Here is a 26015-nt window from a genome sequence, read left to right on the forward strand (position 1 = left end):
CGGTCTGTTTACCGCCGTGGCTTCGTCGCCGGGGCTGCCGCCATTTGCGGCGTCCCGTTCAGGCGGCCGAGAGTCTGCAGCGCGTAATGGAGCTGGAAGTCCTCAACGCCCTGCTTCTTGAGATCCTCCGCCGTCGCGGTGAAGCGGGGATCGGGGTTGCTGTCCGCCTCCAGCTCCGAGCGATCCAGCTTGGCCTCGTTGATGAGGTGACGGCGCAGGTCGCTTTCGCGATATTTCGGCCGCTTGGCGTAATCGGGGTCGGAGAGCTGCGGCACCAGAATATCCGGCTCGATGCCGCCTTCCTGCACCGAGCGGCCCGATGGCGTGTAATAGCGCGCCGTGGTGAGCCGCAGCGCCGTATCCTGCGAGAGCGGCAGCAGCGTCTGCACGCTGCCCTTGCCGAAGCTGCGCTCACCCATGATGAGCGCGCGCTTCTGGTCCTGCAGGGCGCCGGCCACGATCTCGGAGGCGGAAGCCGACCCCGCATCGATCAGCACGACGACGGGCAGGCCCTGCGCATCATCGCCGGGCCGGGCATAATAAGGCCGGGTGTCGCCGCGCTGGCGGCCGCGCTGCGAGACGATCTCGCCGCGCTCGAGGAAGGCGTCGGAGACGCGCACGGCTTCATCCAGCAGCCCGCCGGGGTTGGAACGCAGATCCAGCACATAGCCGATCGGCTTGTGGCCGAGCGACTTGTCGATGCCGCGAATGGCGCTCTGCACGTCGGCCCCGGTGTCGGCGGAGAAACTGACGATCTTGATGACGCCGACATCGCCCTTCACCTGCCATTTGACCGGCTTGATATCGATGATCGCGCGCGTCAACTCCACGTCGAACGGCTCGGTGCGGCCCTCGCGGGCGATGGTGAGCTTCACCTTGGTATTCGGCGCGCCGCGCATCTTCTCGACTGCTTCATCGAGCGTGCCGCCATAAATCAGCTTGCCGTCGATGTGCGTGATATAGTCGCCCGCCTTGATGCCCGCGCGCGCGGCGGGGGTATCGTCGGTCGGCGCGATCACCTTCACCACGCCTTCGTCCATCGTGACGGAGAGGCCGAGGCCGCCATAGCTGCCCTCGGTCTGGGTGCGCAAATTCTCGAAGGAGCGGACGTCCAGATAGGCGCTGTGCGGATCGAGACTGGAGAGCATCCCCTCGATGGCGCCCTTGATCAGCGTCGCATCATCGACCTGCTCGACATAATTGGCGCGCACCCGCTGGAACACGTCCATGAACAGATCGAGCTGTTTGTAAGTCTCACCCTCGGTCTCCGTGACGGCAGAGGTCGACGCGGGAATGAGCGCGATGGCGCCTAGGATCGCGGCGGAACGGAGAAACAGGGTGCGGCGGGCATTGGCCATGGAGACGCTTTCGACAAAAATGCTGTCCTGACCTATAGCAGGAACAACGGTTCTGCCTAGGTCGCACGCCAGCGTAGCGAAGATAGCGTTACGCGCTGCTGAACGGCGCTAGCGGACAAGGGAAGCAATATCGACAGCGCGGTCCTGCTGGCGCAGCTCGATGATGAGGCGGGCCGGGTCGCTGCCGGTCGCGCCGACCGGGTCGCCCTGGCGCAGGGAGTCTCCCGGCGCCACGCTCAGCCGGTCGAGCCCGGCCAGCAGGCTCGTCCAGCCGCCGCGATGCTCCAGGATGACGATCTTGCCATAGCCGCGAAACGGCCCGGCAAAGGCGACTCGCCCTGCCGCCGGCGCGATGACCGCGGCCCCGGCTGCGGTCGCCATGGTGATGCCCCGCGCGCGCACGCCGCCTGCGCTCAATTCCCCGAAGCCGGTGACGATGTCGCCGATGGCGGGCAGGCGGTAGGGTGGCGCCGGGGTCTGGCCTGCGGCGACGCTCGGCCGCTCGGGCGCCGGGGCGGCGCTGTTTTGCGGACGGGCCGGCCGGGGCATCGGGCCGGGCAGGCGCAGCAACGCCTCCTGCACCTGCGCCGCATCGCCGATCCGGTCCATCAGATCGCTGATATCGCGGGCCTGCTCGCCCATGGCGAGGGCGCGCTCGGTCTGCAGGCTGGCCTCCGCGCGCAACTGCCGGGAGGCGCCGCGCTGGCGCTGCTCAAGCGTGCTGAGCGCGGCCTGCTGCGTTTTCAGCCCGGCGCGGGTGCGGACGAGGGACTGCGCCGCCGCCTGCGCGCTGCGCTGCAGATCGGCACTGCGCGCAATGGCGCCCCGCAGATCCTGCGTGGAGGCGGTGATGGTCGGCAATATCTGCGCGAGCGCGATGCGGCGATGCACCGCCTCGCTAATCGTGCCAGGGGCGACCAGTGCAAGCACGGGCGAGCGCCGGGCCAGTTGCTGCAGGGCGGCGGTCAGTCGCACGATCGGCTGCTGGCGGGTGGCGAGTTGGCGCCGCTGCTCGCGCTGGCGCGTGATGATGATCGCCATGCGCGCCTCGCCCGCGCGCAGATCTGCCTCGCTCTGCTGGATGCGGGCGGCGAGCGCCGCAATTTCGTTGCGGGTTTTGTCGGCTGCGGCGGAGGAAGCGCGGGCGCGGGCTTCCAGGGCTTCGCCACGCTTGCGGGCTTCCTCGCCCTGCGCGCGGGCGCGAGCCAGGGCGGCCTGCTGTCGGGCGATCTCCGCCTGAGCGGCCTGTGGCGCCGGATTGCGCTGGGCAGAGAGAGCCAGCGGTGCCGCGATGGCGGTGACGAGCAGGGCAGCGGTGGCCAGCATGACAGGCAGGGATGGTCGCGAGGCCAGTGGCCGGGGCAGTCGGGTCCAGGTCGCCGCCACCACGCCTCATCCCTCCCGGTGATAGGGGTGGTTGGCGAGGATGCTGGTGGCGCGCCAGAGCTGTTCGGCCAGCATCGCCCGCGCCATCATGTGCGGCCAGGTCATCGCGCCGAACGCGATCAGCAGGTCCGCGCTGGCCCGGTCTGCGGTCTCGAACCCGTCCGCCGCGCCGATCATGAAGCGGCACTCGCGCACGCCGTCGTCCCGCCAGCGGCCGATCTGTTCGGCAAAGGCCATGGAGGTCAGCTGCTTGCCGGTTTCATCGAGCATCACCATGACCGACTGGGCGGGCAGGGGCGGCGGCGCCTTGCCGCCACGATCCGGCAGTTCGGTGACCTTGGTGGGCAGCGTCACGCGCTTGAGATAGCGCTCGACCAGATCGGCCTCTGGCGAGCGGCCGATGCGTCCCCGTGCGACGATGTGCAGCAGCATTCGGCCCCCGGGGTGCGCTTGAAGGAGATCAGGCCTCGCCGGCGGCCAGCGGCGCGTCCGAGAAGCCCCACATGCGCTCGAGATTGTAGAAGCTGCGGACCTCCGGGCGGAAGACATGGACGACGACATCGCCCGCGTCGATCAGCACCCAGTCGGCGACGGGCAGGCCTTCGATGCGGACATTGCGGCCCATCGTCTGCTTGATCCGCTCGGCCAGCTTCTGGGCAATGGCGGCCACCTGCCGGGACGAACGACCCGACGCGATCACGATGTGATCGGCAATGCTGCTCTTGCCGGCAAGCGGAATGCTCACGACTTCCTGCGCCTGATCATCGTCCAGCGATTCCAGAACGATCGCCAGGAGGCGATCCGAGGATGCATCGATGCCGGGTTGGGACAGTCCTCCAGCGGGGGCAGGACGGGCGGGCATGGGTAACGGGTCGGGCAATGTCACTCCTGTGGGATGCGGCGACCGGTCACGCCGTCGATCGGCGCAACATCAGCAAAGCTACGGTGCCAAAGAGGCGCCTTCTGCCGAAGCAGCGTGGCTGATCTGGGATCGGGGCGAAAGCGCAAAAGCACGAGCGCCGGCAGTCTCCATGTCGTCCAGCTTTTGCTCTGACTGGCGGGTCGGACGAAACGCCGCAACCAGGCCATGGCCGGTGAGCCTACAGCCGCCCGACTATAGCCGGGTCGGGCGATAACAGCAATGGCCGTTGTTCGCGCAATATCGCGCCACCCTTTCCACTGGTGGAACTGGGCCAGATTGTCCTCGCCCATCAGCCAGATGAACCGGCGGTGCGGGTAGCGGCGCGTCAGCCGGCGCAGCGTGTCGAGCGTGTAGCGAGTGTGCATCTCCCGCTCGATGGCGGTGACGCGGATGGGCGCGCGGCGGGCGGCCGCCTTGCCGCTGGCGACGCGCGCGTTCAGCGGTGCCATGCCGGCGCGCTGCTTGAGCGGATTGCCCGGCGAGACCAGCCACCAGACGTCATCCAGCCCTAGTGCGGCGTGCGCGAACAAGGAGATGGCGCGATGGCCCCCATGGGCGGGGTTGAACGATCCGCCGAGCAAGCCGACCGGCGTGCGCTTGCCCCGCGTCACGCGGCCTGGCTCCCGCAGGTCTGCGGCTGGTCAGGGGCGGGCGCGCAACAGCTCATGGCCTGTCGCTAGAGGCCGGGCGGGATCAGGTCAAACCGGCAATGGCCAGGATGATCCGGGGAAACGTTAACGCCGCGAAAAGCATCATTGCTCCAGGTCCCTCATTATGCTCAATAAATCGCTCGGCAGCGCAGGGGAGCGCGGTGTCGACTCGGGGGGGGGAGATGGGTGGGACACTCGCTTTGAGCGAGCTGCTGTGCGGCGAGCTTCTCTTGTTTGCAGCTTTGGGGCTTATCATCGGTGGGCTGGACGATCTGGCCATCGACCTCATCTATCTGGCGCGGCGCGGCTGGCGGTCGCTGACCGTCTACAGCCGGGTGGCGCGGATGACGTCATGCGATTTGCCGCCCGCTGGCTCTGCGGGGCCGATCGCGGTGTTCATTCCTGCCTGGGACGAGTCGGACGTGATCCGTCCCATGCTCACCGGCTGCCTCGACAAATGGGCCGGCGAGGACGTGCAGATTTTCGTCGGCGCCTATCCCAATGATCCGGCGACCTTGTGGGCGGTCTGCACGCTGATCACCGAGCGGGGCGGCGGGCGCGTGACCTTGGTGGTCAATGATCGGCCCGGTCCCACCACCAAGGCCGATTGCCTGAACCAGCTGTGGGTCGCCATGCAACGCTGGGAAGCCGAGCAGGAGCGCCGGGTGCTCACGGTGGTGCTGCACGATGCCGAGCAAGTGGTTACGGTTGTAACAGCGAAGAAGTCGCAGGAAACTGCGAATGTCCGCTTTCAAGGCGCACAATTTGCGGGCAGTAAGGCTTAAATGTCGGGGTTAGGGAACTGGCGGCTTTTTATCAAACGGAGGCCGTAGCTGCCGTTAGGGAAGCGGCAATTCAACCGATTGAGGAATTGAGCTTAAAGCAACGGGAAAGCTCGGGTCCGTATTTGTCCGGTTCTCCCATTCATCTCGCTTGATCAACCCGAAATGTCCTTGTGGAAGATGGCGTTTTAAACAGGCCTGAGCAGCATCCGGGCTTTGTCGCGGCAGGAAATATGCGGCTTCACCCCCATCGGTTATGCCTCCATTGGCACCCAACAAGGTTACTCCGCACCTTTTTGCAGCAGCCGGGATTTTCCTGTGGAAATCGGCGATATAGTCACTTGCTGGATAGTCACTTGCTGGGCGCCAGCTGTTCCAAACCCATTCCGTGGTGCCGAAATGCATCTCGATGATCGGGACCGCCCCATTCCCGCAAGAAGATGCAAAAAGCAGCAGAAGTGGAAGACAAAATCCATGTCGAATGCTGCTATCCGTTCCCAAGCCACGTCCCCCAATAAGTCTGATGAGCCTAGCATTACAAATACACGGAAATCATCGTCAACGGCAGCTTTCGGCGAACAGTATCGACACTAACAATGTCCGCAAAGTCGTCGTGTCCGGAAAGTCCGCTTTTGAGGTCTCGGCCTCATTTTCTGCCATTCTGCTCTGCACCGTTAACCATCTTTCATCGACGACTGCGGAGCAAGTGGTTACGGTTGTAACACCGAAAATGTCGCAGAAAACTGCGAATGGCGGCTTTCGGGGCGCATCGTTTGCGGGCTGTATGGCTTAAATGTCGTGGGCATGACGTTTATCAATGGGCGCAAACATTTAATTGAACGGCTCTGCTTCGGGCGGTTTTACTCGGCTTGCAAGCCTTCCCCGTGCGAGCAATAACGGCTGCATGAAGGGGCTAGCGAATAAATTCCTCACCTACTTCCCGTTCGCTGCGCTTGGATTAATAATTCCGGCCGCTGGCGTGTGGGCGGGCTTAGCTAACAGGATTGCTGCTGTAACCGCCTCGATCATCATAGCGCTGCAAAATCCATGGATTGCAGTCGGCGCTCTCTTGATCTTTGGTGCTTGGATCGGTGGGATTATCTGGACCCACGAAGGCAGCGCAGCAGAAGCAGAGTTGAAGCTGAAAGCGAAGGCCGAACTTGCGAGGAAGCGGAGCTTTATCGTCGGCGTGGGACGGGCGCTGTCGCGCGGGTATTCGCAATCGACTGATGACCGCACGCTACTGGCGTTTATGCAAGCTGATGGTGGCTATGCTCGGATACGGCCCCACCTGTCCAAAACGTTTGCAGCAAGATTGCTCAATCAGGACGCTGACCGATCTGTTATGGCCGACGCCCTGCTTGATGAGATGGATCGCATCGAGCGCAGGTGGAAGCTTATCTAGCTATTTCAACTTCCCATCCCGGAATAGCTCGATCCGATGAGCGCAGCGTTCATGCTTTGGGATCGGCCATCGTCCTGCCCCGTGACAGGTGCGTCCCATTCTTCCGGCGTCATGTCCATCATCATTTCAAACAACCCGAGATCGAGCGGCTCTTCGTCCTTTGGATCATGAGGGCGCATTAGAACGGCAGACTGGTTTGACGCGGATCGGGCAAGCCATCATCGCCGTCGATGACGCTCTGAATTTGAAGCGCCAGCTCCCTTGCGGCTGCTTCCCGAAGCTGGTCGCGGGGTGCTGTTAAGCCGACGCGCGCCCAACCGGGTGCCGAGAGAAGCGCTTTCGCGAAGTCATATGTGCTGGGCTGTGCCATGAGAACAAAATGGCAACATCAAGCGAGTCGGGTCAAGGGCCTTTGTTGCTCACTAGGATGGTTGCGCTGCTAATATTCCTCGTCGTGAGGTATTTCGCCTTCCTGATACACATAACCAAACTGCGTCGGGTCCTGTGTCTTACTCTGCTCTCGCTCAAGCCACGTTCGGTAAAGGTTCGCAAACGCTTCCTCGTCGGTCGGAGAGCGGCTTGGTATAGCAACGGATCGCGACGATGGTGGTGGAGTGTAGGTGTAGTTAGGCGCTGACTGCCGGTAGACTGGCGCAGGTGTGAAGACTGGCAGGGGATAAGGGTCTTTGCGACCTTCCTGGCCTGTGTAAGGATTAAAATTCCCTCTGGTGGACCAGTTGTCATACTGCGTGCGATTGGGCGAAGTCCGCATGTGACCCTGCACGAACGTGCCATCCTTTTTGAAGTAGGGTTTCACGCGAACTGATCGGGCGTCTGCACCGCAGGCCATGCTCATCACGACGGCAAGGAATACTAGACGCTTCATCTCATTCTCCCCCGCGCTTTTTAACACAGCAGCGCCGACCTCGCTAGCTTCTCGAATGCTCGGCTATTGTAACGTCCAGAAGCCGAATAGCCTTGCTGATTGCGTCTTTGAGCGGATCGACGATGCCGTTCGCCTCTACTGCTGCAAGATCATCAACGAGAATCTGGCGTGCTTCGTGGTCGGGAATTGGCTGCCCGATCATGCTTGCAACTCCCTGATGTCGACTGCTCGGCTGCAAAACTCTTCGAGGAGGTTCCTCCCGAACTGTGTGCCTTCCATAAACTCTACGATGGCGCCGGGAGCGAAACGGAACAGGTAAGTATGCATATGGCAGGCGGGGACGAGACCACGCACTGAAAGCAGCGCTGCTACAATACAGTTTGACCGGATTGCCTCCACACCGTTCAGATGCTCGTCTAGCGGCAGCACGAACATGACCGTGTCACGTCGCTTCGCTTTGGTTGGGAAGGTGTAAAATGCCCATTCGGCCTCCATCAGGATCGCTCGAACGTGGGAAGATGATCGCTTGGTGTATTCGAGCGCTATGCAGCTTGCGCCGTCATGTGCATCGTCGCTGTGGCCCCCGTTCCATTTGCTAAAGCTGAAATAGTGTGATTGGCCGCTTTCGCTCTCATGGTCAGCAAGAGCTTGCAGAACGTCGCCGAAGGAATGCTCCCCGACCGCTGCCGCGATAGGTGCAGAGAAAATAAGGTCTGCCGTTGCGTCGCGAGATGCTGACGCGAAACGGCTGATAATTGGTTCGATCATGGCATTGAACTCCTAGAGAATGCTCAATGCTATTTATCGAGAACCCCGTAGAACTACGGGTTTGATGGCTGCTGCAGGTTCCGAAGCAATCTTCCTAGATGTCGCCCATTCGAGTAAGATCGATGTGAAAGGACACCTGTGCCGGACATTCCCTCTGCAAGCGAGATCGCGAAGCTCACTGGGCTGCTCGCGCCTGGCATCGTCATTCTGTGGGTTCGCTCTCGGTTCCGTGACGTAAGCCAGCCCGAGATCGCTGACAAACTCATCAGCTACGCTCTGGTCTCTATCGCCTACAGCGCCGCGTCATATCCGCTTTTTCATGCCGAAGGCTGGATCGTGCTGCCAGCATGGCTCTGGCAACTGCTGCTATACTTCGTGCTGCCGCTGATCGTCGGGGTCTTGCTCGTATTTTTTGATCAGTCGGAACGGTTCTATGCGCTCGCTACCAAAGCGGGTTTGCGACCGGTTCATCATACACCGACCGCTTGGGACTACACCTTCAGAAGAGGATCGCCTGCTTTTGTGCTGGTGCATCTAACCGATGGTTCGGAAATTGCCGGAGCTTGGGTCGAAGGTTCGTTTGCATCGTCCACGTCCGGTGATCGTGATGTCTTTATCAATCAAATGTGGACCGTGACCGATGGTGGCTGGCAGGTCGTTGATCCGCCGCGGTCCATCCTTATCTGTGGTGGCACGATCAGCATGGTCGAATTCATTCAGGGAGGTCCGAATGACTGAGAAGAAGGGTTTCGCGCAGGACGGCTGGACTGTCGGTGAAAAGGGCTACACCGTTGCTCCGGGCAAGGTTCAGAACGGTCACACAGGCCCGACCGGCACGCTCGGAAAGCCTCCAACGACTGGTTCTGCTGTGTCCAAGCCAGCTCCTGATAAGAAGAGCTAAGGACACTAGGGCAGCGCGAAACTGCCCTAGCGATTACCGCTTACGCGCCCCGATATTGCACGCCCGATTTCGTGCGCTGCTTCTGCATGGGGAAGTCTGGCACCGTGCTGATGAGATGCGTTAGCTGCCGACCAAACATCAACACGTTGGTGTTTGCGATTGGGAACGCGTCCTTTTCCCACTCGCGAAAATCGGCGTGCATGTCGTTGCCGGACTTCCACGTCTGGATATCTTTGCCGTGCAATCGCGCCCACTGCTCCACCGACGATTGGTTGCGGTTTTCTTCCTGCTGAGTGCGTAGAGCTCCCATCATTCCGGCGCCCATCATCGGGTCTTCACCAAGCTCGTCCACGCTTTGCCATAGCAACATCCAGTCAACCGCGTTGCTCGCTTCCCAGTTTGGCGTGCGCGACCATTCAAGCTCAGCAAACCTGCGCACGCCAGTGTCATCACGGATAAGCTCGCCGAGACTGCGATTGGTGCAGCCGATGAGCGTCGCCTTGTTGGGCAGCATCACCGCTTCGTTCTGGCGCATCGCTCGGATGGTCACTTGAGGCGTTGTAATGAGATTCTTGATCTGGTCCATGGACTGCCTGCCGACGAAACCCATTTCGTCGAGGAACAGCACCGGAGAAGACCAGACATCCATCGTTTTGCCATCACAGAGTAGGTTGAAGTCTACGCTGCGCATGAGGTCTTCAAGGGGTGCGCACATTGCCTTCACGAACTCAGACTTGCCGAGACCTTGTGGACCGGTGATCACTGGCATGAGGTGGTTGGTAACTGGCAGATTGCGAGCTTTGCGCTTCACCTGCCAAATGAACTTTTTGAGAACGGCGACCGCGAAGCCAGGTTGCGTAGCGGACACGTCGAAGCAGGCCCGTTCAACCGTTTCCCACATTTCCCTGCCGCGCTTGCCGGTGGCTGTGCCTTTCTCGAACGCGATGCTGGTGAACACCGCGATCTTTGCTTCACGTAGCAACTGTGCCTGCCACGCCGAGAATGCGTCCGCGAGAACCGTGTCACGGTATCCGAGGTTGAGCCGTGCAACGACCAAGCGCATCTCTCGGGATAGAGTAGCAGTGTCGTTGCCTTCGCTCGCGGCTATGTCGTAGATCAACCTGGCGCCATCAACCTCGTCGCAGTTTGTCGCGTCGATTGTGGTGTCGCCCACTGCATATGTGACGCTGCGCTTGATCTGGCCGAGTGGTGTGAGCGTGACATTCTGCTGGGCTGTGTAGCGCTGAACAAAATCAACCGCATCGGTAGGCACAAAGCCCAGCTCGCGCTGCAAGCGCTCCTCCCGCGCGACCTTTTCAAGCAGCTTGTCGAAGCGTGCCTTCGTCACGACATCGTTGTTCGCCATCCATTCCTTGATGGCGCTGTTGTCCTCACTGGTGTCGAGGTGGCGCAGGACTTCCATGGGCTGGATGCTTTCGCCCTTCGCCCGGCGCGTTGATAGCGTCTGGATCATCTCCACGATGAAATTTGGATAGTCGCGCTCAACCGCTCCCGAGTTGTCGACCAATGTTAGCTGTGGCTTTCCGCCATCTTCTGTTTTCATGATATGCTCCATGTAAAGTAAAGCCCGCTGTGCGGACCTGAAATCGCACAGCGGGCAAAATGACTTTACTTACTTGAGCAAGAGCATACAGACCGCTGTCAAAGCGACAGCTTTCAGGTCTGTTGCTTCACATGTATTTATACGACAGGCCGAAAATCCACGTCATTATTGAATTTTTTCCGGCCAGGGTGCAGCATTTTTTCGCCACCCTACACCCAATCCTACACCCGATTTTTCGCATTTTTCCGGGCGTCTCCGGCTAGGGTGTAGGTAGTGTAGGATTTTTTGGAGATCTAACGAAAAATAATAGAAAAATAATTCTCGATTATTTGTAAGATAGATCACCCAATTATCCTACATTACCTACACTACCTACACCCAGTCATTTTTACTGCGGCAAACTCGCCCCCTGCTGCGCATGTCGCAACAATGCTTTCTTGATACCGTCCTGAATAAACTCAGAGGTAAAGCGGCAGCAAACAAACATAATGAGCGTAGGCTCTGACTTGTCGTGCCTATCGCCGTAAATCTTCCAGACCGCGTCTAACTGAGCGTCGTGGACGAATGAGATGGCCGCACGGATCGTCATTTCGTCAGCCTCGCTGGGTGTCGTCAAAGAGTGGATAACTGGTTCAGCAGCAGCCGACCACGAAACAGCCATCTCCGAGCATCCGCCAACTTCGATGCCATATGTTAGCGCGCCGGCTCGATGCATATTCGCGCTGGACCATTCGGTGAACTGCATCCACTGCACACCGTCAGGCTCAAGAACTAGTCCATTGATCATGATATAACTCCTTCTTAAAAGAAGGAGGGTGGTCGAGCTAGCGACTCGAACCACCCCCGACGTGGTTCAAACGGCCTGCTTTTTCTTGCGTGCTGCGCTAAGCTGAGCGGACAGCTTGGCCGAAATGGCGTTGAGCTGAACGTCGAACGCGCCTGCGCGCGCCTCAGCCAAGACCCCATTCAGCACCTCCTCGAATTCGCTCGACTGAACCACGTAAGCTGTCTCATCGTCGTCACCGCGAAGGTTGATTGCCGAAGTGCCGAAACGAAGCGTGAAGCGAACTTCCCCATTCTTCTCGATGAATGTGGGCTTCACCTTGGTTTGGAATGAGCGGTCGCGGAACTGGTGAAGTTGCGCGTTCACGTTATCGATGAAGCGATCACGTGGAACGACTGCATTATATTTTTTCGGTGCAAACTGCGTGCCGGCAACAGACTTGAGCTTAGACTTCCAATTCAGCATGTAACAAACTCCTTTATTTGAATCCGAACACCGTGTTCGGTGAAGCTCTTCTGGAGATGTTCAAAAGGAGATTGGAAATTAACCACGACGCGCTGAGCAGCTTCGGCGCATATCCGTTAAATTAACCACAATTTCAGGAATTTTTGGTCGATCAGCGCATGGCTGAGCGTGATCCAAAGCAGTTAATTAGGCGCTTCCTGAAGAGCGCTGAGGCATTTGAATATCAGTTGATCATCCCGCGACAGGCCAGCAGCCTGCCACCACAGACGCTTATACGGATGGCCAAGAAAGCTGCCCGGCGAGGACACGTCCGTTGGTTCGTGCGCTTGTTGAACCGCATCGAAAGGCAATGGATTGATGCCGCGACCAATGTTCAAGGTGTTGATGACCTTGAGACGTTCCTTGCTGAACATCTAGATTCAACCATCGGGCATAACTCCGATGGTCGCTTGGTCTATCCCTTACGTAATGTGGTTGTGGTGTGCTTTCAGGATAAATCGGACGCGAGATCCTTCTGCCGCGAACTTTATCGATTCAATGATGCCATGCACCATACCTACCTCGAAGCGCAGCGGCCGGTTCTAGAAGCTGCCAAAAAGAAGGCGCTGACGCGACTACGTCTGGAGGTGCAGAGTTTGAACGAGCGAATTGAGAAGAGCTTGTCGAAATCCGGTTAACGTCTCAACGCTTTGGGATCCTGCGTCGACCACTGTTGACTGGGGCTTGATGGAATTACCTTTGGCACAACCGCAAGCTCTGATCTTCTCGCCATCCCGTCTAAAATTTGGTGGGGAAACGTGATCACGACTTCACGCTCAATATGGAGAAACTTAGGGAACTCCGCCTGGGCATAAAAAGTGGTATCCCGCATCGCATCCAATTGACCTAGGCTGATAGGTCGGCTGAGAGCTCCTTATCGAAGCGTTACTGCCTGCCGATCGCAAATCAGCTGCCGTCCGCCGCGTCCACTCCTTGATTGCATCTGACTCCCAGCGTCCACCAGCTCTATAAAAGACGTTCGAGACGGAGACTTTATTTGAATAGTCAGGAATAAAGGCGCCGAACACACTTAAAAGACCATGCGTAGAAACGCCAACTGCTATATCATAAGAGCAACTTACTGCGGCACTCTTTAAGGTTCTGCAGGAAAGATTTGTTATGTCACGATTTACGCTCATAACCTTCCCGAGAAAAGGATAAGTTATGTCGGTTAAACCCGCCATATTTCCCTGATGGTTCATGGAATCAAATAAAGTGCTATATCGAGAGTATATATTTGCAATGTCCGCTTCAGTTGGCTTCGTTGAGTTGCTGAAGGAAATTGATTTTGTTGCAAGTCTAGATCGGTAAGTTAAATTAACATCGCCCAGACATTCGCTTTTGCAGGTATGGGCGAGGGTGGGTAGATTTACGTTAGCCGGTCTTCCCTGATCTAGAATCACATTGTCTACAAACTGTCTCCATAACTCCGTATGGCTGGTGGATCCAAAATAGGCCATCCTGATGTTGCCGCAATAGTAGCTGCCTGCAACCTCCTTAAGATCTCTCTGCGGCGACGAAAGGAAGCGAAATACTTTCTGATCGTTTGGGCATTCACGTGAGTCAAATAGGAACACCCATTTTATTTTGGCCGATGGAGATTCCAAGAGTACAAAAACTGGAAGAGATTGCGTCGGCCCAGCAATTTTATCGTAGGAACTTTGTGATTGCGCAGGTGAGTTCAGAGCAAACAATGTTCCGATCAGTAATGCCAGGCGAATGACTATAAGCTTCACGTGCTACCCCCACAGATTAGCCAAGCCTATGTATTACATTCCGGAATAGGAAATCCATAAAAATGCGAATGCCTTAAGAGCGGGTGAGGTAGTTATCAAACGTGGATCGTGTCGTGCGAAAGTTGCCGGGGCGAGCCTTCGGAACAGCATGTTCGACGGCGGCATTAGACTTGGCAGGCGCCTCTTTTGATACAATGGCGAACTGCACGCCGATATAACCTAGAATGCCTACTAATGCCCCTGCGAGCGTCAGCAGCAGTTTTCCCGCTGCGCCGATGCCCTTTGCCCCGCCCCTCATCTCTGTCCGCCAATCTTCCAGCGTGCGGACCCGATAGGATAGATCCTTGATCTCGCCTCGGTGTTGCTCCTGATTTTTCAGGATCGTTGAAACCTTCTCGTCCAGGCGGATCAGCAATTCTCTAGTGTCTTGGGTGGGGGGAGCCATCAGAAAATGAAGCTCGTAATGGTCGCAACGGCGTAGAAGGCGTCTGCGAAAGGGCCAACCTTGTCGGCTGCGATTGCGCCGATACTCGCTAGTCCGGTGAAGATTGCCGCGACCACCCATTTATTGTCTTTTACACCTTTAGCTAGCTTAGCAATAAGTGCCTTTGTTGCCCTCTTCACGACCCGCCCCCTAAAATCATTGTTTGATTTATTTAGTGGTCGCGCCGTCTGGTCAGCCTCCCAAAGCGTGTTCTAAGATTGCGAGACGCTGCTCCTGTGCAGCAATGAGAAACTGATTCAGTTCATCGTAGCGGACGCTGAAACGTGAACCTGCCTCTGTGCTGGCGATTACGTCATCGCCTGACTTGGTTTCTGCTGCTTCCCATTCATCCCAGCAGAGGAAGCCATATCGGCTATCTGGCTTCACGCCCTCTTCGAGTTCATCGATCAAGCCATGCGTAGCCATGATATTCCAAACGGTCTGAGCGCCCACGCCCACATGGTAGCGCGCACCCTCTTCGCCCTTTTCCTCGATGCTATCTTTCCACTGATACTTCCGGATTGTGGCCGCGATCTCTCTTGCCGCTGCCAGCTCTGCTGGCGAAAAGCCGGCGTCGTCGAAGACCTTGTAGGTTTCATCTGACGTGCTGACCGCGCCGCTGACGGCGTAGACCGTCGTCCAGCGTGCGCCAGAGACTCCCAATGATTGCACATTATCGTTACCGGCTCGGACATGCCCGTCAGTTTGAATTACAAGGCGCGCTATACCCGCTGTTTCATCATAAAAGAGTAATGGGTCTTGTGTTCCCGGCCCTATGAGCCAAGAGCGTCCACTTGTTCTTTTGTATTTCACCCAGCAATCTTCACTTTCAACATGTAGCTTTCTGTTGGGATCGTTTGAGCCAATACCAACTGCCCCGCCAGAGTAGATGCACATATAATTGGTATTGTTTGATCCGAGATATAGATTGCTACCCGCGTTTGTGGGGCGCACATACATATGTCCACCAGCACCTTGGATCATTGCGTTAGCTGCTACAAACATGCCGTTGGAAGAGTTAACTCCGCCATTGACAACTAGCGTGCTGCTGCTGTTGAGATACATCTTCTCGCTGCCGGCGGTTGTGCGCCAGCTATGGTGATTGGAATCATCATAAGCCACTGTTACGGCGCTGCCATTGGAGATCGCGCGGTAGGGATTTGCCGCGCCATTGTTCACAGCCCAAATGCAATATGCGTTTGATGTCGAGGTCGATAAGGTAATTCGCGCTGTGGAGTTGTTTGAGGTGCTGCTATTAACGATGCGCGCCTCCACCTCCGCACCGGAAGCGAGACCAGTAATATCCAGCTTGGCAGTGGGATTGCTTGAGCCAATGCCGACGAAGCCGTTAGCTTTGATGGTGACGTTCTGGCTGGAGGTCGAACCAACGCCACTATAAAACTCAATACCACCTGCGTTAGAAGCGGCTGTCGACCCCCGTGCGATGATCGTCGCACCGCCTGTCGCAACGTCCGTGCCCGCTGCTAGAACGACGGACGAAGCGGATGAGCCTGAGAATATGGTGTTTCCGTTCGTTCGGATCATACCGTTCGACAAGAACGACATTCTCTGCGCGCCGCTCGTCCAAATGCCGATCTCGCCGCTGCCGTCCTGGGCAATATTCAACGAGCCAGAGCCTAGCTGGCTGATACTGAATGCGCCATTTGCGCCCGCCCCACGTTGAATGCGGGCATCGTAGTCGGAGCCGCTTCGAGCATGGAAGTCTAACGTCGCTAAGCCTGAGCCTGTGCGATTACCGCCAATCTCGATGACTGCATCTCCAGTCGCGACGCCGGTGCCCGTGGTTATGACGCTGCCTGCGGCAAAGTTGCCTGACGTGTCGAGGTTGCCGCTGAAGCTGCCAATGTTGCCGGACAGCGTCCCCGAAACGCTTGCGCTGTCCGCCGAGAGCGAGCCGGAAAGCGTCAAACTGCCTGATATCGAGCCGCCGGAGCTGGTTAGCGGTTGTTGAGTTGTGCCATTGGCACGAACAAACAGCCCCTCGGTTGTAGTCCAAATATCTCCATCAGTTGGACTGCTGGGCGCAGTGCCGTGTGGCAGTGATATCGAAGCAATCGTTGTCGTCGAGGCCGGTAAGATGATCTTCTTAGCGGAGGTGATCGACGTAGGCTGACTGGAGAACGCTGAATTCACCCCGGAAATTGCAGAGGTCAAATCTGTTACCGCACTAAGCATATCGCCCGCGCGCTGTTCGGTGGGAAAGACGCGATAGGGAGCGCTTGCGTTTGTCGTGCCGAGATAGGCCGGGGCAATTGCCAGAACAGTGTCACTCGCGACGCTGACAATCTCGTAAGTCTGCCCACCGATGATGATCCCGCAACCTGCTGAAACCCTATTGGCGAGGAATTGAGTGCCTGTGCCGGTGACTGCAGTCTGGCCGTTTGTAACTGAGATTGTGCCCGCGCTATACCAAGCCATTATGTTATGTTCTCCCGAATTGGTTCTCGGGTATTTATTGCTTCTGACTTTAGCGCTTGAACTCGTTACCCCACAATGAACGGTTCGATACTACTGCACCGCTTGCGTAGCTCAAAGTTGGGTGAGTTAATTGCAGACCGTAGCTGTGCGAACCACCGCCGGGGTAATCGATCATGGTTACATTTTTCGGAGTGCCATAACCGTTCTGCGCTTGATCGTTTCGGCTATCGTAGATCACATTGCCGTTGCGCAAGATTTGGAACTTGATGACCTGCACGGATCCAGTGCCAGATAGCGCGTTGAATGACGCACCCAATAGGACCGGCCCGCCGCTGGTTGAGATGCTGAACGATTGCACAGAGGTGTAGACGTTTTGCGTCGGGCTTAGGCTGATATTGCCGTCGGTGTAATTGCCCGCCGTTACAGACGTGGAGTTGTTTGCCAGCTTCCATTCGTCGATCGCAGCATTCGCAATTTTGGCATTCGTGATAGACGCATTTAGGATCGAAGCGTTTTGAATATAGGTGACGCCGCCGATCACGGAGAATGGCACAGAGCCGTTGCCGCTGCTATCCACTACACGGAAGTTGGTATCGACAACGTCGAAAGTCGCCTTTGTCGCTGAGCCGTTGGCGAAGACCAGTCCAGCAATAGCGGTTCCACCCGCATTCAAGGCTACGGTCCAGCGGTTCTTTACGCCGTCTAGCACGTCGTTGGTGGTGCTGAGCGTCGTCTGGACGCCTGTAATTTGGCCACCGAGTTCTGTCTGCACGCCAGTGATAGCAGTTGCACGAGCATCGCGTTCTGTAACGACCGATTCAGCAATGGCTATCGTTGCAGCTTCAATACTTTGTCCCGTTCCGCGATAGTTGTCGAAACGTGCGGTCAAAGTGTCGATAGCGAGAACCCTGGCTTCAGTTTGGGAAACGTCAGCTGCTCTGAGTTCTGTCATTACCGCTTCAATAGTCGTGCCGGTGCCAGCCACGTTGTCTAATCGCGCTAGTATTTCATCGCGGGAAAAGGCGAGGGCGGCGGTTTCACCTACTCTTGCTGTTCGTTCCTCAACAATCTGGCTTTCGGCGTCGGCGAGACGCACCGCAAATTCAAGCCGCTGACCCTGTTCAAGTGAGAAGCGAGCGATACTTTCAGCGTCTGAGTTAATTTGGTTGAGCGTGCCCTTTGCGAGGCTCTCGATTTTATCGAGAGCTTGCTGTTGCAGGTCGAGGAAGACGAGACCGCTATCCTTCACCCCTTTATAGGCATTTGCTACCGTCTCTGCTTTCGCGCCGGTTGGATCGAGAACGCCTTCCCAAGTAACCTTCGTGCGCTGGATAAGCCGAAATACGGTGAGACGATCCGCGAGGCGTTGCGAGCCGTCGATGCATTCCACTTCGACCATGATCGCGTTGATGCCGTGGTCATTGCAGAGGACATGGAAATCGCCATGGTCGATGACAAGGGTGTTGGCGTTCGCGCTGCTCGTCGCGTAGCCGCCAGCTACGAGGTTCGCAGCCGTGCCTTCCGCGATGATCGACGTGTCGATCTTGCGGATGCGCCATGTGAGCGTTGCGGTCGTGTTCTGCTTGGTCGCGGTGAACGTCGCCGTCTGGGGCGCAGGCTGGTTATATTCATCATATGGGAAGGTGTTATGCGTGGTTGCCAACGTTAGCAGCTTTGCGGTGCCTGCCCCTCCGGCTTCACGGGACTTCGCAATTGAAAAGTCCTTGTAGATCGACACGCCCGCGTAGACCGCTCTGAAGACTGCCGTCGCATTGTCCTGATCCACTGCGGAAACGGTGTAACGGCCCGTGTTGGGGTCGATCGCAACGGTGCAGTCTATCTGGTTTGCGACGGAATAGGCTGCTCCTGCGCCTGTGGTAACGTCAGCGTTGCCATCGAAGATTCTAAAGCCGCCGCTAAATGTGTCTAATGCGCTCATTACAGGATGGTGCCCCCGCTATTGGCTGCGAAGGTCACGCTCTCGTTATCTAGAAACCCTATGATGTTCGATGCATTGCTGTCCGCTGCTGCTGTTACTGAAACTGTGGTCCAAGGTCCGTAGATACCGCTGAACATAAGGAAGCGGGCTTGCACCTCGTGCTCGATGCCACCGGCCATCGCGGCCATCGTGTATTTCTCGGCACGATGACTGAACCGGTCTGTGGCCGTTCTCCACTTGTCGCTTCCCTTCTCCCGAACGTTGATCTGGATGCTCTGGACGCCTGCGTCCGGCTCTTCCCAAGTCACATCGATCTGACTGACGATGCCGCCATTCGAGTTGGTGATGGTGCGAGAGCTGGCTGCGAGTGAGCTGACCGGGATGCTAGCGTTGGGATTATATGCCGACGGGCGAATATCCGCCGGCAGCGCTAGCTCCTCATCCTCATCCCATGCGTAGATCGCAGGGCTTTCCTCCTGCAACGTCATGTTGAAGATGAGATCAACGCTTTCGGCCTGGCTGACCACGCGGAACAGCTTGCCGGGCTGGTTCCAGCCTTCGATTGGTAGGACGAGCCTAACGAGCGTGCCGACCTGCGCCGCGAATGCGCGGGGTCCAAAAATGCCCGAGAACGTCCCTGTGTAGTTGTTTCGGACAAGAAGCTGCTTGGCAATACGCTGGCAGGTTTCGGCGCGTGTGACCGCTGCAAGGTCAACGACAAGCGGTCTGGGAATGCCGTCTGCGAGCGGATCGACCTCGATCCGACCCCAATCCTCCAACAGAAACTGCTTTTCGGGATTGGTGAAAACGCCGCGCGCAATGTTGTAGCTGTCTTTGAGCGAGGCAGCGCTGGGGTTGTAGGTGTAAGCCCCGACTAGATCGTCGGCAGTCAGCGTCAGTGCTGGTCCGTCTAGATCATCATAGCCGCCGACAAGCTGATACAGCCCGCCCATGTCGATGAGCTTCGCTGAACCCATCGCAGCCGTGATGATGCCAATGTTTCCTTCATGGGTGTCGCCGGTCGATAGAATGCAGTCCGCTTGGTAGCGCTTTACGAAGCCGGACTTGGTCGAAACTGCTTCGTCGCAAAGGTTCGCATAGTGGATGAAATTGCCGAGGTCGATTCTGCTGGCTGGAATGCCCATGCCCCAGACGAGCTTCCCGTTAATCCGCCATCCGATGATGTATGTGAGCAGTGATAGCGCTGGATTGCGGCCCAGCTCGTTGAAGCCGTCATAGTATTGCCATGTGTTCTGATCGTGCGGTCTCTGTGGGCCAGCACCGCCGTTGGTAGAATCTCGACGTGGATCATAGACCGGACAGCCTTCAACAACGGTCGTCCAGCGTGAGGGCAGACCATCCGGATAGACATCAACATCGAGCTTCTGGCTAACCTTCAGGTAAGCGCAGCCGGTGAACTTTGCTGTTTCTTTCCAGTAGAGGCCGCTGCCTAGCTTACTCGCGTTGCCGTTGTTGCCCTCAAGGACCGGCGTTATAAGAAGACCGGATTTAGGCTGATATTTGCCGATGACGGCAGAGCCGTTGTAGGACAGTTCAGTGTCTAGGTAGATTTCCTTGACCGCATGAATCTTGTGCGAGGCTAGTGCAACGACACGGTGTTGATAGTCACCCTTATCCTTGCTGGTCTCAATGTATTCCCCGCTCTTGTTCGTCATCTCATGGAAGCGAACATCACCACCCGCAGCAGTGCGACCGAAGACGATCTTGCGCGGTGCAGTGGGATCGACAGTGAGGTTGAGACGCGAAACAGTCGATTGATTGGCAACCTTGGGCTTGCCCATTAGCAAAGCACTGGCGCCGCTGATCGCTACGCCGATAATGATGCCCGCGACTGCTTTGGCGGCTAGTGCCGCAGCGCTTGTAGAAGCTGCCGCCATACCAGCAGCCATCGAGCCACCGATTGCAGTGCCGCCGAATGCGCCGAACAATACAGAAGAGAGCGCTGGAAGTGCGACAGTTGCCAGCACGACTGCTGCCGCGACCATTAGAACTGTTTTGACAACTTTACCGATAGCGTAGCCCCTCCTTTGCGCGGCTACCGGTATTTATTCTGTTGCCGTGTGCGCGTAGGCCCGGCTAAGCATCTAAAGGTTGAGGCGACGGGGCAGGGCGAAATGGCAATAGTTTTTTACATACTCGCTATTTGGTTTGGTGTTTGGCAATCACTTGTCGAGCCGAGCCTTCCCGGTCACATTTTTGACGCGACGGATGCTCAGGATTTTTTGATTGGTTATATCTGTTTAGTATGCGCCGGTATCTTTGCAGTTAGAAGCAGCCTTAAAAGAGCACCTGAAGAAGGTGTGTCAGTAACGCAGTTGGAGTGGCACGGGGCTCTGTCCACTATTGCTTTCAGCTATTTTGCGGTAGCTTCCGCTTGGGGCAATTTTGACGCGGATGGGACGAAATACATTTACAAATTGGTTGAGTTTGCTCGCGAAATTGGAGCGGGTTCTCTTTTCAACAAAGGGCATTGGCTGAGTATTATCGGCCACATAATGGCGTTCATGGCCTATGTTTTGCCGCTCTTACTTCGTGCGTTTTTGGCGACGCTTATCTACCTGCTTACGGTTTTTATCGTGGGGAAGGTGACCGGAGCGCCGACCGAAGATGCTTATGCCCGAATTGGCGGGTGGGGGTTTGGTATGGTTCTTTTGGCATTTGGACTGTGCTTCTTATTCTTCGACGTATTAGGAAGCGGCGTTTAATGAGCCAATTGTCCAAGCGTAGTCGCATTGCAAAGTGGGATATGAGATGAGAGCTGGTTGAGTGATCGGCTTATAGTCAGCATCGTAGCCGATGGTTTCATCACCAAGGAACCAGCAGTGCTTGCCGACGCAGACGCCTAGAATGTTACCATTGCCGCTACGTCGCATGACAATGTCGCCGCGCCCTGCTTGTGCCGGATGGACTGGATCGCCAAGCCTGCTGGAAACCGCCTCTTCAAACGACCGGAAGTCGTTTGTCCGCAGCCATCGCGCAGCTTCCCGCCATGTGCTGTATTGGCCTCGAAAGTCTGCTGCGAGATCGGACCCGGTGATCGCTTCAACGGCTCCGGCAGCGAACAGCGCACAGTCGGATTTGCCCCACTCGAAGCGCTGGTCAGCTACGTTCGCGAGGTAGATCGAAAGGTTTTCAACCCATGTGACTTTGCGCTCTAGGTTCATGAGAATCTATCCGCCGTTCGTGCGGTTTGGTTGTTATGAGGAAGGTCCGTTGGGCGAGTTGGCGTGTTCGGGCTGTTCGCGATGCTGACTGCAAAGTCCTGACTGGTGTCTGTGGGATCGAGCCGAGGCTGATCCAGATAGTTTGACCCGCTGGCCTTGGTAATCATCGACTGGTGAGCTTCGATTGTCAGCGTGAACAAGCGCTCCTGGCCGTTGTTGGACATGACAACCTTGTCCATTGCCCCTGCACGAACGCGCCTGAACGCCCATTCTGCTGGCTGGGTTGCCGTCGGCAGCGTCACCATAAGCGCACGCCAGATGATCGCCGTTCTGCCCCGATATTCGTCGGGATCTAGGGAAGCTGCGATCATCGCATCTGTAGGCACGCTGGGGATAGCCAGCGTAACGGTCATCTCGTCGGAGCCGCTGTAGGAATAGGTGTTTTCGCCAATTGCTACCGGGATGCCTTCTTGCAGCGGCTCAAAGCGCACGCCGTCTAGCATGGCATCGCCCGAACCCACCGGCTGAATTGCTGTCCATCCCGTCCAGACCGCGACCGGGCCGGATGCGAAGTCGAACCAGCCCATAATGCCGGTGCGAATACCGTTGGCTGATAGCGCGTCGAGCCAGTCCGTAACGCCCTCACGCATTACAACACCTGCACAGCCGCGATGGGCTTCAAGTAGGTGAATTCAGCGTCCTTGCTGAACCCCTGCGCGTCTTCCGCGCTGCCTGCTCGGAACTCGCAGCGCGGGGTCTGGAAATTGACCGTGGTTCCGCCGTTCGCGTCCGCGCGCAGCGGTGGCTCGAATGTTATGACTGCCGTTCCAGAGGACGAGTTGATCGGTGCGGACGTGATCCGATAGAGGTTGTTGCCGATACTGAAAAAGTCGCCGCCCTCAAGCCCGGTTGCCTGCGTGCCGGTCCATCCGTCCACCTCAATCGACGTGCTGTAAGCGTAACCTTTGGTAGCAAGCGACTTGCCGCCGATGGCCTTCCCGCTGTCTGCTGGGTAGTAGATGAAAGAGCCTTCAATGCCGCGAAGGTTTGAGAGCCAGACAGCCATTTGTTTCTCTTGCGTCGATCCGCGTCGAACGGGTGGAAAGCTAATTTGAAGCTGCCACTGCGCGTAATTGTTGATGACCGACACTGCGCCAGTGAATGGCGACTGTGCGCCGCCCTGCTTAAAGAGCAGCGTTAGGTCTTCTGTCGATGGTTTCGTTGGCGGCGCGCCAATGGGATAAACAGCCAATACCGGAGCCTCCTATTATAGTTGCTCCGATATTTATTTTACCGCGTCATCATGGACGCATGAGCAGCGAAGCGATACAGAGCGACCGGACAGACTGTGGGGACAAAGATCATGAATAAATTTGATTGGGCCGTTCGCATCGGAGTTTTGGCTAGCGTTGTTCTTCTCGCCGGCTGCTTCGCTTCTGAAGGGTCGCTCATCTCTCAGTCTGGCAAGGGTTTAGACATAGAGCCGGGCCGCTATCAGGAATTCGTTCAAACAAGGCCTGAATGGTTTGAAAAGCTCACTCCTACGCAACAGCATAGGTGTATCGAGGTTAATGAGGGGAAATGGTTGCGTTGGTGCGAATCTGATTCCGACAGCGGCCTTCGAGCCCAGCACTCTATTGAGCTTTTAAAAGACGGTTCAATCAATATGGATGGTGGAACGGCAAACGTCCGCACCACTCCCCTGCGCGACAACTATTACCTCGTTTCATACGATCCTGCTGGAACCGAAGCCGGAAAAAATGAGGTTTGGTATTGGATAATGAAGACCGAGGGTCGGGTGATCAAACTCTACGTTTTGGATTGTAAGCCATTCGCGGCTAAAAATCCCACGCTGAAATTGGTAGAGGATACTTGTGCGGTGAATTCGTTGGACCAAGTTCGGTCCTATGCGATGGCATACTTGGACAACTCAGTTCAGACGGATGGGCCAGTTCACATGTATCGATGGATAGAAGATTGAGAAGAGCAATCGGGCGAAGTTTTTGCTCGGAAGACTAGATCGGATTCCGACCAGCCTTGGCTATTGTGTAAGCGAAGCTAGATGCGTTGATATGGGGCATTGCTTGAGCGATACCGAGTTCAACCATCGACTTTACTAAAGCTGGGTCGGTCGCACCCCGTGCGTCGACACTGATGATCAATCCCCCACCGCCATTACCAAGGCCTACAAGCTGACTGTGTGGAATGACCTTGCTACCACCGGGCAGATAAACGCGCTCTTCGCCGCGTTCACCGACCGTTTTCCAACCCGGTGTTGAAACAAGTCCGCCGTTAGCATGACCCGGCAACGGTGATACTCCTAGCCCTCCACCAATCATGTTGCCCAATGGCCGTAGCAAGGTCATTTGAATGACCATGTCCAAAATCGCGCGAGATACCTGCTTGCCTACGTCAATGAACGCATCGCCGAAGTTCTCCCACTCCATCAATGCGTCAACGATGCCATTGCTTAATGTGGCCAGTCCGTTTGCCGCGATGCTCTCAAGCGCTTCGTTCACTTGATCGGCAGTGTCGGGGATGGACTGCAACATGCTTTCGAGCGGTCCAGCGGTGTTGCGAACTGCTAATTCTGCGCGGGAATTGTAACGAGCGTCCAAACCGCTCAAACGGCTTTGTGCAGTGGCCTTCGCTTCAGGAGAGGCGTTGCTATGAGGTGCAAGAATATAATCTAGCTCTGCACGCTCGCGCTTCTTTTCCATTTCCAAGCGACGAAGCTCAATGGCACGTCGTTCGCGCGCTGTCCGAGCCATGCCGCTTGAAATGTCGAACAAGGCCATCTGATCGTCTAGCTCGGCCTGCTTAGCATTGCGGATTTCCTCTTCGATCCGCGCGTTCTCTTCGTGATTGATCTGGTTCTTGCGAGCCGTCTGGAGAGATTCTTGAATGAGGATGAGCTTTTCAGCTTCTTCCGCTGTATATTTGCCGGAGGTGTTCAGTTCGTTCTTAACGTCATTGAGGATCGAGCGCTTGGCATCGAGGAATGCGTCATCGACCTCGTCACGCTGGCGAGCATATTCGTCTAGGTAGTTGCCGTGGTCGATATACTGCGCACGCTTTAGCTCAGCTTCTGCGCGCATCAGGTCGCTCTCAGCAGCAAATGCGCGCTGACGCTCCGTCTCGGCTAATTCTGCCGCTGATGGACCGGAGCTAGCCTTGGCTGGCCCTGCTGGCAGATCGGGAATGTTGCCATTCGCTGTCGGCCTAGTCTTCGCCGCATTTAGCGCGGTTTGCAGCAGGCCAACCTGCTTCTGGTATTCTTCAAACGCACCCTTCTTATCCAGCCTGATGACGCCGATGCCAATATTCGTGCCCTTGTCGGCCTGCGCTGCGTGGAACTTAGCTCGGGCATCTCGCATCTGCTGCTGGCGGAAACCAATGTCCATGTTTCCGTCATTCTTCATTTGCTCCATGGAACGACCGGCAAGGAAGCCGCCGGCTGCGCCTAACGCTGCCGCTGCCGGGTGCTTACCGAGGGCGAAACCGGCGATGCCGCCGAGGATGGTCATTGCTGCCTTCGGGTTCTGGTTCCAGAACTGAACGAGGCTACCAACAACGCTCATCACACCCGTTCCGAGGCTGACCAGCGCCGTCGCATTCTGCGCGATCGCGTTCGCCATTTGGGCGTTGAGGATCATCTTCATGGTGTCGAGTTTGTCGTTTGCGTCGCCTGCGCTGCGCACAACATGATCTTCAAGGATGATGCCCAGGTCACGAGCTGCGCGAGCTTGTAGCTTGAAGCCTTCCGATCCCGCCGCCATCGTCTGTTGCAGCGATCCGGCCTTCTTGCCGAACAGATCCATCGTCGCTGATAGCTGCTTGGTCGGGCTGTCCATTTTGGAACTGCTATCTGCGGCTTGCAGGACAGCCTCATCGACGTTGCGCGCCGTGATCCCGTATTCTTTCAGCTTTTCGGCCGCTGCCTTGTTGCCTGCCTCGGCATCACCGACCGTCTTTGCGAACTTTTCAACGGCCGCGTCTGCCGTTCCGAAGTCGGAACCGAGCATTTGGGCATTGTAGCGGAATTCCTGAATGAATTTGGTCGATGCGCCGGTTCGGTCGGACAGATCGGCAATGGCATCGGAATAGTCGAGAGCGGACTTGGTCAGGCCAGCAAGGAAGTCGATCGATACAGCCGCTGCAAGCCCGGCGACCGCCGTTTGAGCGCCGCCCATTGCTGCGCGCATGGTCTTGCTAGTCTTCTCGGACTCGACCGCCGCTTTGCGCATACCGCTGATAAAATCGGCACTGTTTAATTCAAGGTCGGCTTTGAGAACAGCAACAGCTGACATGAAAATACTCCG

General features: G+C 57.0%; 29 protein-coding genes. 7 read left to right on the top strand and 22 right to left on the bottom strand.

The window, feature by feature from the left end; genetic code table 11:
- Positions 1–8: 8 nt before the first annotated feature.
- The 5 genes from M2342_RS05490 to M2342_RS05510 form a co-directional block, all read right to left on the bottom strand.
- Positions 9–1358, bottom strand: a complete 1350-nt coding sequence (locus tag M2342_RS05490; protein ID WP_264578347.1) for a S41 family peptidase — start codon at positions 1356–1358, stop codon at positions 9–11.
- A 108-nt stretch (positions 1359–1466) separates the two neighbouring features.
- Positions 1467–2744 carry a murein hydrolase activator EnvC family protein gene (locus M2342_RS05495; RefSeq protein WP_264578348.1) on the bottom strand — a complete coding sequence of 426 codons (1278 nt, stop codon included), beginning with the start codon at positions 2742–2744 and terminating at the stop codon, positions 1467–1469.
- Between the two features lie 6 nt (positions 2745–2750).
- Positions 2751–3176, bottom strand: a complete 426-nt coding sequence (locus M2342_RS05500) for a 23S rRNA (pseudouridine(1915)-N(3))-methyltransferase RlmH (RefSeq protein WP_264569638.1) — start codon at positions 3174–3176, stop codon at positions 2751–2753.
- 28 nt (positions 3177–3204) lie between these two features.
- Positions 3205–3606, bottom strand: a complete 402-nt coding sequence (gene rsfS / locus M2342_RS05505) for a ribosome silencing factor (protein ID WP_181561330.1) — start codon at positions 3604–3606, stop codon at positions 3205–3207.
- A 20-nt stretch (positions 3607–3626) separates the two neighbouring features.
- Positions 3627–4277 carry a nicotinate-nucleotide adenylyltransferase gene (locus tag M2342_RS05510; protein WP_264578349.1) on the bottom strand — a complete coding sequence of 217 codons (651 nt, stop codon included), beginning with the start codon at positions 4275–4277 and terminating at the stop codon, positions 3627–3629.
- A gap of 221 nt (positions 4278–4498) precedes the next feature.
- Between M2342_RS05510 and M2342_RS05515 the strand changes: the two genes are divergently transcribed.
- Positions 4499–5101: a glycosyltransferase gene (locus M2342_RS05515; protein ID WP_264578350.1), complete on the top strand. Its 603-nt coding sequence runs from the start codon at positions 4499–4501 to the stop codon at positions 5099–5101.
- Between the two features lie 54 nt (positions 5102–5155).
- Here the strand turns inward: M2342_RS05515 and M2342_RS05520 are convergent, their stop codons facing one another.
- Complete coding sequence (locus M2342_RS05520) at positions 5156–5599, bottom strand: hypothetical protein (protein WP_264578351.1); 444 nt, start codon at positions 5597–5599, stop codon at positions 5156–5158.
- 403 nt (positions 5600–6002) lie between these two features.
- On the opposite strand from M2342_RS05520, the gene M2342_RS05525 reads away from it, so the two are divergent.
- Complete coding sequence (locus M2342_RS05525) at positions 6003–6503, top strand: hypothetical protein (protein ID WP_264578352.1); 501 nt, start codon at positions 6003–6005, stop codon at positions 6501–6503.
- Positions 6504–6681: 178 nt separating this feature from the next.
- Here M2342_RS05525 and M2342_RS17050 read toward each other — a convergent pair whose 3' ends face one another.
- The 3 genes from M2342_RS17050 to M2342_RS05535 form a co-directional block, all read right to left on the bottom strand.
- Entirely contained in the window at positions 6682–6873 is a 192-nt protein-coding gene (locus M2342_RS17050; RefSeq protein ID WP_264588527.1) for a DUF6771 family protein, read from the bottom strand.
- Between the two features lie 559 nt (positions 6874–7432).
- Positions 7433–7591 carry a hypothetical protein gene (locus M2342_RS05530; RefSeq protein ID WP_264578353.1) on the bottom strand — a complete coding sequence of 53 codons (159 nt, stop codon included), beginning with the start codon at positions 7589–7591 and terminating at the stop codon, positions 7433–7435.
- Positions 7588–8157 carry a hypothetical protein gene (locus M2342_RS05535; protein WP_264578354.1) on the bottom strand — a complete coding sequence of 190 codons (570 nt, stop codon included), beginning with the start codon at positions 8155–8157 and terminating at the stop codon, positions 7588–7590. The genes M2342_RS05530 and M2342_RS05535 overlap by 4 nt, the downstream gene beginning before the upstream one ends.
- Positions 8158–8295: 138 nt before the next feature.
- Between M2342_RS05535 and M2342_RS05540 the strand changes: the two genes are divergently transcribed.
- Together M2342_RS05540 and M2342_RS05545 are read left to right on the top strand one after the other, a co-directional pair.
- A complete protein-coding gene (locus M2342_RS05540) occupies positions 8296–8895 on the top strand; it encodes a DUF6338 family protein (protein ID WP_264578355.1) in 600 nt (199 codons plus the stop codon).
- Positions 8888–9058 carry a hypothetical protein gene (locus tag M2342_RS05545; protein ID WP_264578356.1) on the top strand — a complete coding sequence of 57 codons (171 nt, stop codon included), beginning with the start codon at positions 8888–8890 and terminating at the stop codon, positions 9056–9058. Before M2342_RS05540 ends, M2342_RS05545 begins: the two co-directional genes overlap by 8 nt.
- Positions 9059–9098: 40 nt before the next feature.
- On the opposite strand, the gene M2342_RS05550 is transcribed toward M2342_RS05545, so the two are convergent.
- The 3 genes from M2342_RS05550 to M2342_RS05560 all read right to left on the bottom strand — a co-directional run bounded on the left by M2342_RS05550 (position 9099) and on the right by M2342_RS05560 (position 11871).
- Entirely contained in the window at positions 9099–10622 is a 1524-nt protein-coding gene (locus M2342_RS05550; RefSeq protein ID WP_264578357.1) for a virulence-associated E family protein, read from the bottom strand.
- A 388-nt stretch (positions 10623–11010) separates the two neighbouring features.
- Positions 11011–11409 carry a hypothetical protein gene (locus tag M2342_RS05555; RefSeq protein ID WP_264578358.1) on the bottom strand — a complete coding sequence of 133 codons (399 nt, stop codon included), beginning with the start codon at positions 11407–11409 and terminating at the stop codon, positions 11011–11013.
- A gap of 66 nt (positions 11410–11475) precedes the next feature.
- Positions 11476–11871 carry a hypothetical protein gene (locus M2342_RS05560; RefSeq protein WP_264578359.1) on the bottom strand — a complete coding sequence of 132 codons (396 nt, stop codon included), beginning with the start codon at positions 11869–11871 and terminating at the stop codon, positions 11476–11478.
- 158 nt (positions 11872–12029) lie between these two features.
- Between M2342_RS05560 and M2342_RS05565 the strand changes: the two genes are divergently transcribed.
- Positions 12030–12548 (top strand): hypothetical protein, encoded by a 519-nt coding sequence (locus M2342_RS05565; protein ID WP_264578360.1) that lies wholly within the window; start codon positions 12030–12032, stop codon positions 12546–12548.
- Positions 12549–12701: 153 nt separating this feature from the next.
- On the opposite strand, the gene M2342_RS05570 is transcribed toward M2342_RS05565, so the two are convergent.
- The 6 genes from M2342_RS05570 to M2342_RS05595 form a co-directional block, all read right to left on the bottom strand.
- On the bottom strand, positions 12702–13646 hold the full coding sequence (locus M2342_RS05570; RefSeq protein WP_264578361.1) for a hypothetical protein: 945 nt from the start codon (positions 13644–13646) through the stop codon (positions 12702–12704).
- A gap of 73 nt (positions 13647–13719) precedes the next feature.
- Positions 13720–14061: a hypothetical protein gene (locus M2342_RS05575; protein ID WP_264578362.1), complete on the bottom strand. Its 342-nt coding sequence runs from the start codon at positions 14059–14061 to the stop codon at positions 13720–13722.
- A 29-nt stretch (positions 14062–14090) separates the two neighbouring features.
- Positions 14091–14270: a hypothetical protein gene (locus M2342_RS05580; RefSeq protein WP_264578363.1), complete on the bottom strand. Its 180-nt coding sequence runs from the start codon at positions 14268–14270 to the stop codon at positions 14091–14093.
- Positions 14271–14322: 52 nt separating this feature from the next.
- Positions 14323–16569 carry a tail fiber domain-containing protein gene (locus tag M2342_RS05585; RefSeq protein ID WP_264578364.1) on the bottom strand — a complete coding sequence of 749 codons (2247 nt, stop codon included), beginning with the start codon at positions 16567–16569 and terminating at the stop codon, positions 14323–14325.
- Positions 16570–16618: 49 nt separating this feature from the next.
- Positions 16619–18508, bottom strand: a complete 1890-nt coding sequence (locus M2342_RS05590; protein ID WP_264578365.1) for a hypothetical protein — start codon at positions 18506–18508, stop codon at positions 16619–16621.
- Positions 18508–20514, bottom strand: coding sequence for a phage tail protein (locus M2342_RS05595; protein ID WP_264578366.1), 2007 nt, complete (start codon positions 20512–20514; stop codon positions 18508–18510). The genes M2342_RS05590 and M2342_RS05595 overlap by 1 nt, the downstream gene beginning before the upstream one ends.
- Positions 20515–20643: 129 nt before the next feature.
- Between M2342_RS05595 and M2342_RS05600 the strand changes: the two genes are divergently transcribed.
- Positions 20644–21234 (top strand): hypothetical protein, encoded by a 591-nt coding sequence (locus M2342_RS05600; RefSeq protein WP_264578367.1) that lies wholly within the window; start codon positions 20644–20646, stop codon positions 21232–21234.
- Here M2342_RS05600 and M2342_RS05605 read toward each other — a convergent pair.
- From M2342_RS05605 to M2342_RS05615, 3 genes are read right to left on the bottom strand one after another with little or no spacing between them, the layout of a single operon-like run.
- A complete protein-coding gene (locus M2342_RS05605; RefSeq protein ID WP_264578368.1) occupies positions 21217–21693 on the bottom strand; it encodes a DUF6950 family protein in 477 nt (158 codons plus the stop codon). The two genes, M2342_RS05600 and M2342_RS05605, sit on opposite strands and share 18 nt — an antisense overlap.
- Positions 21690–22343: a hypothetical protein gene (locus M2342_RS05610; RefSeq protein WP_264578369.1), complete on the bottom strand. Its 654-nt coding sequence runs from the start codon at positions 22341–22343 to the stop codon at positions 21690–21692. The genes M2342_RS05605 and M2342_RS05610 overlap by 4 nt, the downstream gene beginning before the upstream one ends.
- The gene (locus M2342_RS05615; RefSeq protein WP_264578370.1) at positions 22343–22945 is read right to left on the bottom strand and encodes a hypothetical protein; all 603 of its coding nucleotides are present in this window, start codon (positions 22943–22945) and stop codon (positions 22343–22345) included. The genes M2342_RS05610 and M2342_RS05615 overlap by 1 nt, the downstream gene beginning before the upstream one ends.
- 111 nt (positions 22946–23056) lie before the next feature.
- On the opposite strand from M2342_RS05615, the gene M2342_RS05620 reads away from it, so the two are divergent.
- Positions 23057–23674, top strand: coding sequence for a hypothetical protein (locus M2342_RS05620; RefSeq protein ID WP_264578371.1), 618 nt, complete (start codon positions 23057–23059; stop codon positions 23672–23674).
- A 34-nt stretch (positions 23675–23708) separates the two neighbouring features.
- On the opposite strand, the gene M2342_RS05625 is transcribed toward M2342_RS05620, so the two are convergent.
- Entirely contained in the window at positions 23709–26003 is a 2295-nt protein-coding gene (locus M2342_RS05625) for a hypothetical protein (RefSeq protein WP_264578372.1), read from the bottom strand.
- Positions 26004–26015: the final 12 nt, after the last annotated feature.

This window comes from Sphingobium sp. B8D3A (assembly GCF_025961995.1).
Lineage (GTDB): Bacteria > Pseudomonadota > Alphaproteobacteria > Sphingomonadales > Sphingomonadaceae > Sphingobium.

Coding starts and splice junctions, on each gene's coding strand:
- M2342_RS05490 (WP_264578347.1), bottom strand. CDS start 1,358: ATGGCCAATGCCCGCCGCACCCTGTTTCTCCGTTCCGCCGCGATCCTA.
- M2342_RS05500 (WP_264569638.1), bottom strand. CDS start 3,176: ATGCTGCTGCACATCGTCGCACGGGGACGCATCGGCCGCTCGCCAGAG.
- rsfS (WP_181561330.1), bottom strand. CDS start 3,606: ATGCCCGCCCGTCCTGCCCCCGCTGGAGGACTGTCCCAACCCGGCATC.
- M2342_RS05515 (WP_264578350.1), top strand. CDS start 4,499: ATGGGTGGGACACTCGCTTTGAGCGAGCTGCTGTGCGGCGAGCTTCTC.
- M2342_RS05525 (WP_264578352.1), top strand. CDS start 6,003: ATGAAGGGGCTAGCGAATAAATTCCTCACCTACTTCCCGTTCGCTGCG.
- M2342_RS17050 (WP_264588527.1), bottom strand. CDS start 6,873: ATGGCACAGCCCAGCACATATGACTTCGCGAAAGCGCTTCTCTCGGCA.
- M2342_RS05530 (WP_264578353.1), bottom strand. CDS start 7,591: ATGATCGGGCAGCCAATTCCCGACCACGAAGCACGCCAGATTCTCGTT.
- M2342_RS05535 (WP_264578354.1), bottom strand. CDS start 8,157: ATGATCGAACCAATTATCAGCCGTTTCGCGTCAGCATCTCGCGACGCA.
- M2342_RS05545 (WP_264578356.1), top strand. CDS start 8,888: ATGACTGAGAAGAAGGGTTTCGCGCAGGACGGCTGGACTGTCGGTGAA.
- M2342_RS05550 (WP_264578357.1), bottom strand. CDS start 10,622: ATGAAAACAGAAGATGGCGGAAAGCCACAGCTAACATTGGTCGACAAC.
- M2342_RS05555 (WP_264578358.1), bottom strand. CDS start 11,409: ATGATCAATGGACTAGTTCTTGAGCCTGACGGTGTGCAGTGGATGCAG.
- M2342_RS05560 (WP_264578359.1), bottom strand. CDS start 11,871: ATGCTGAATTGGAAGTCTAAGCTCAAGTCTGTTGCCGGCACGCAGTTT.
- M2342_RS05565 (WP_264578360.1), top strand. CDS start 12,030: ATGGCTGAGCGTGATCCAAAGCAGTTAATTAGGCGCTTCCTGAAGAGC.
- M2342_RS05585 (WP_264578364.1), bottom strand. CDS start 16,569: ATGGCTTGGTATAGCGCGGGCACAATCTCAGTTACAAACGGCCAGACT.
- M2342_RS05590 (WP_264578365.1), bottom strand. CDS start 18,508: ATGAGCGCATTAGACACATTTAGCGGCGGCTTTAGAATCTTCGATGGC.
- M2342_RS05595 (WP_264578366.1), bottom strand. CDS start 20,514: ATGGTCGCGGCAGCAGTCGTGCTGGCAACTGTCGCACTTCCAGCGCTC.
- M2342_RS05600 (WP_264578367.1), top strand. CDS start 20,644: ATGGCAATAGTTTTTTACATACTCGCTATTTGGTTTGGTGTTTGGCAA.
- M2342_RS05605 (WP_264578368.1), bottom strand. CDS start 21,693: ATGAACCTAGAGCGCAAAGTCACATGGGTTGAAAACCTTTCGATCTAC.
- M2342_RS05610 (WP_264578369.1), bottom strand. CDS start 22,343: ATGCGTGAGGGCGTTACGGACTGGCTCGACGCGCTATCAGCCAACGGT.
- M2342_RS05620 (WP_264578371.1), top strand. CDS start 23,057: ATGAATAAATTTGATTGGGCCGTTCGCATCGGAGTTTTGGCTAGCGTT.
- M2342_RS05625 (WP_264578372.1), bottom strand. CDS start 26,003: ATGTCAGCTGTTGCTGTTCTCAAAGCCGACCTTGAATTAAACAGTGCC.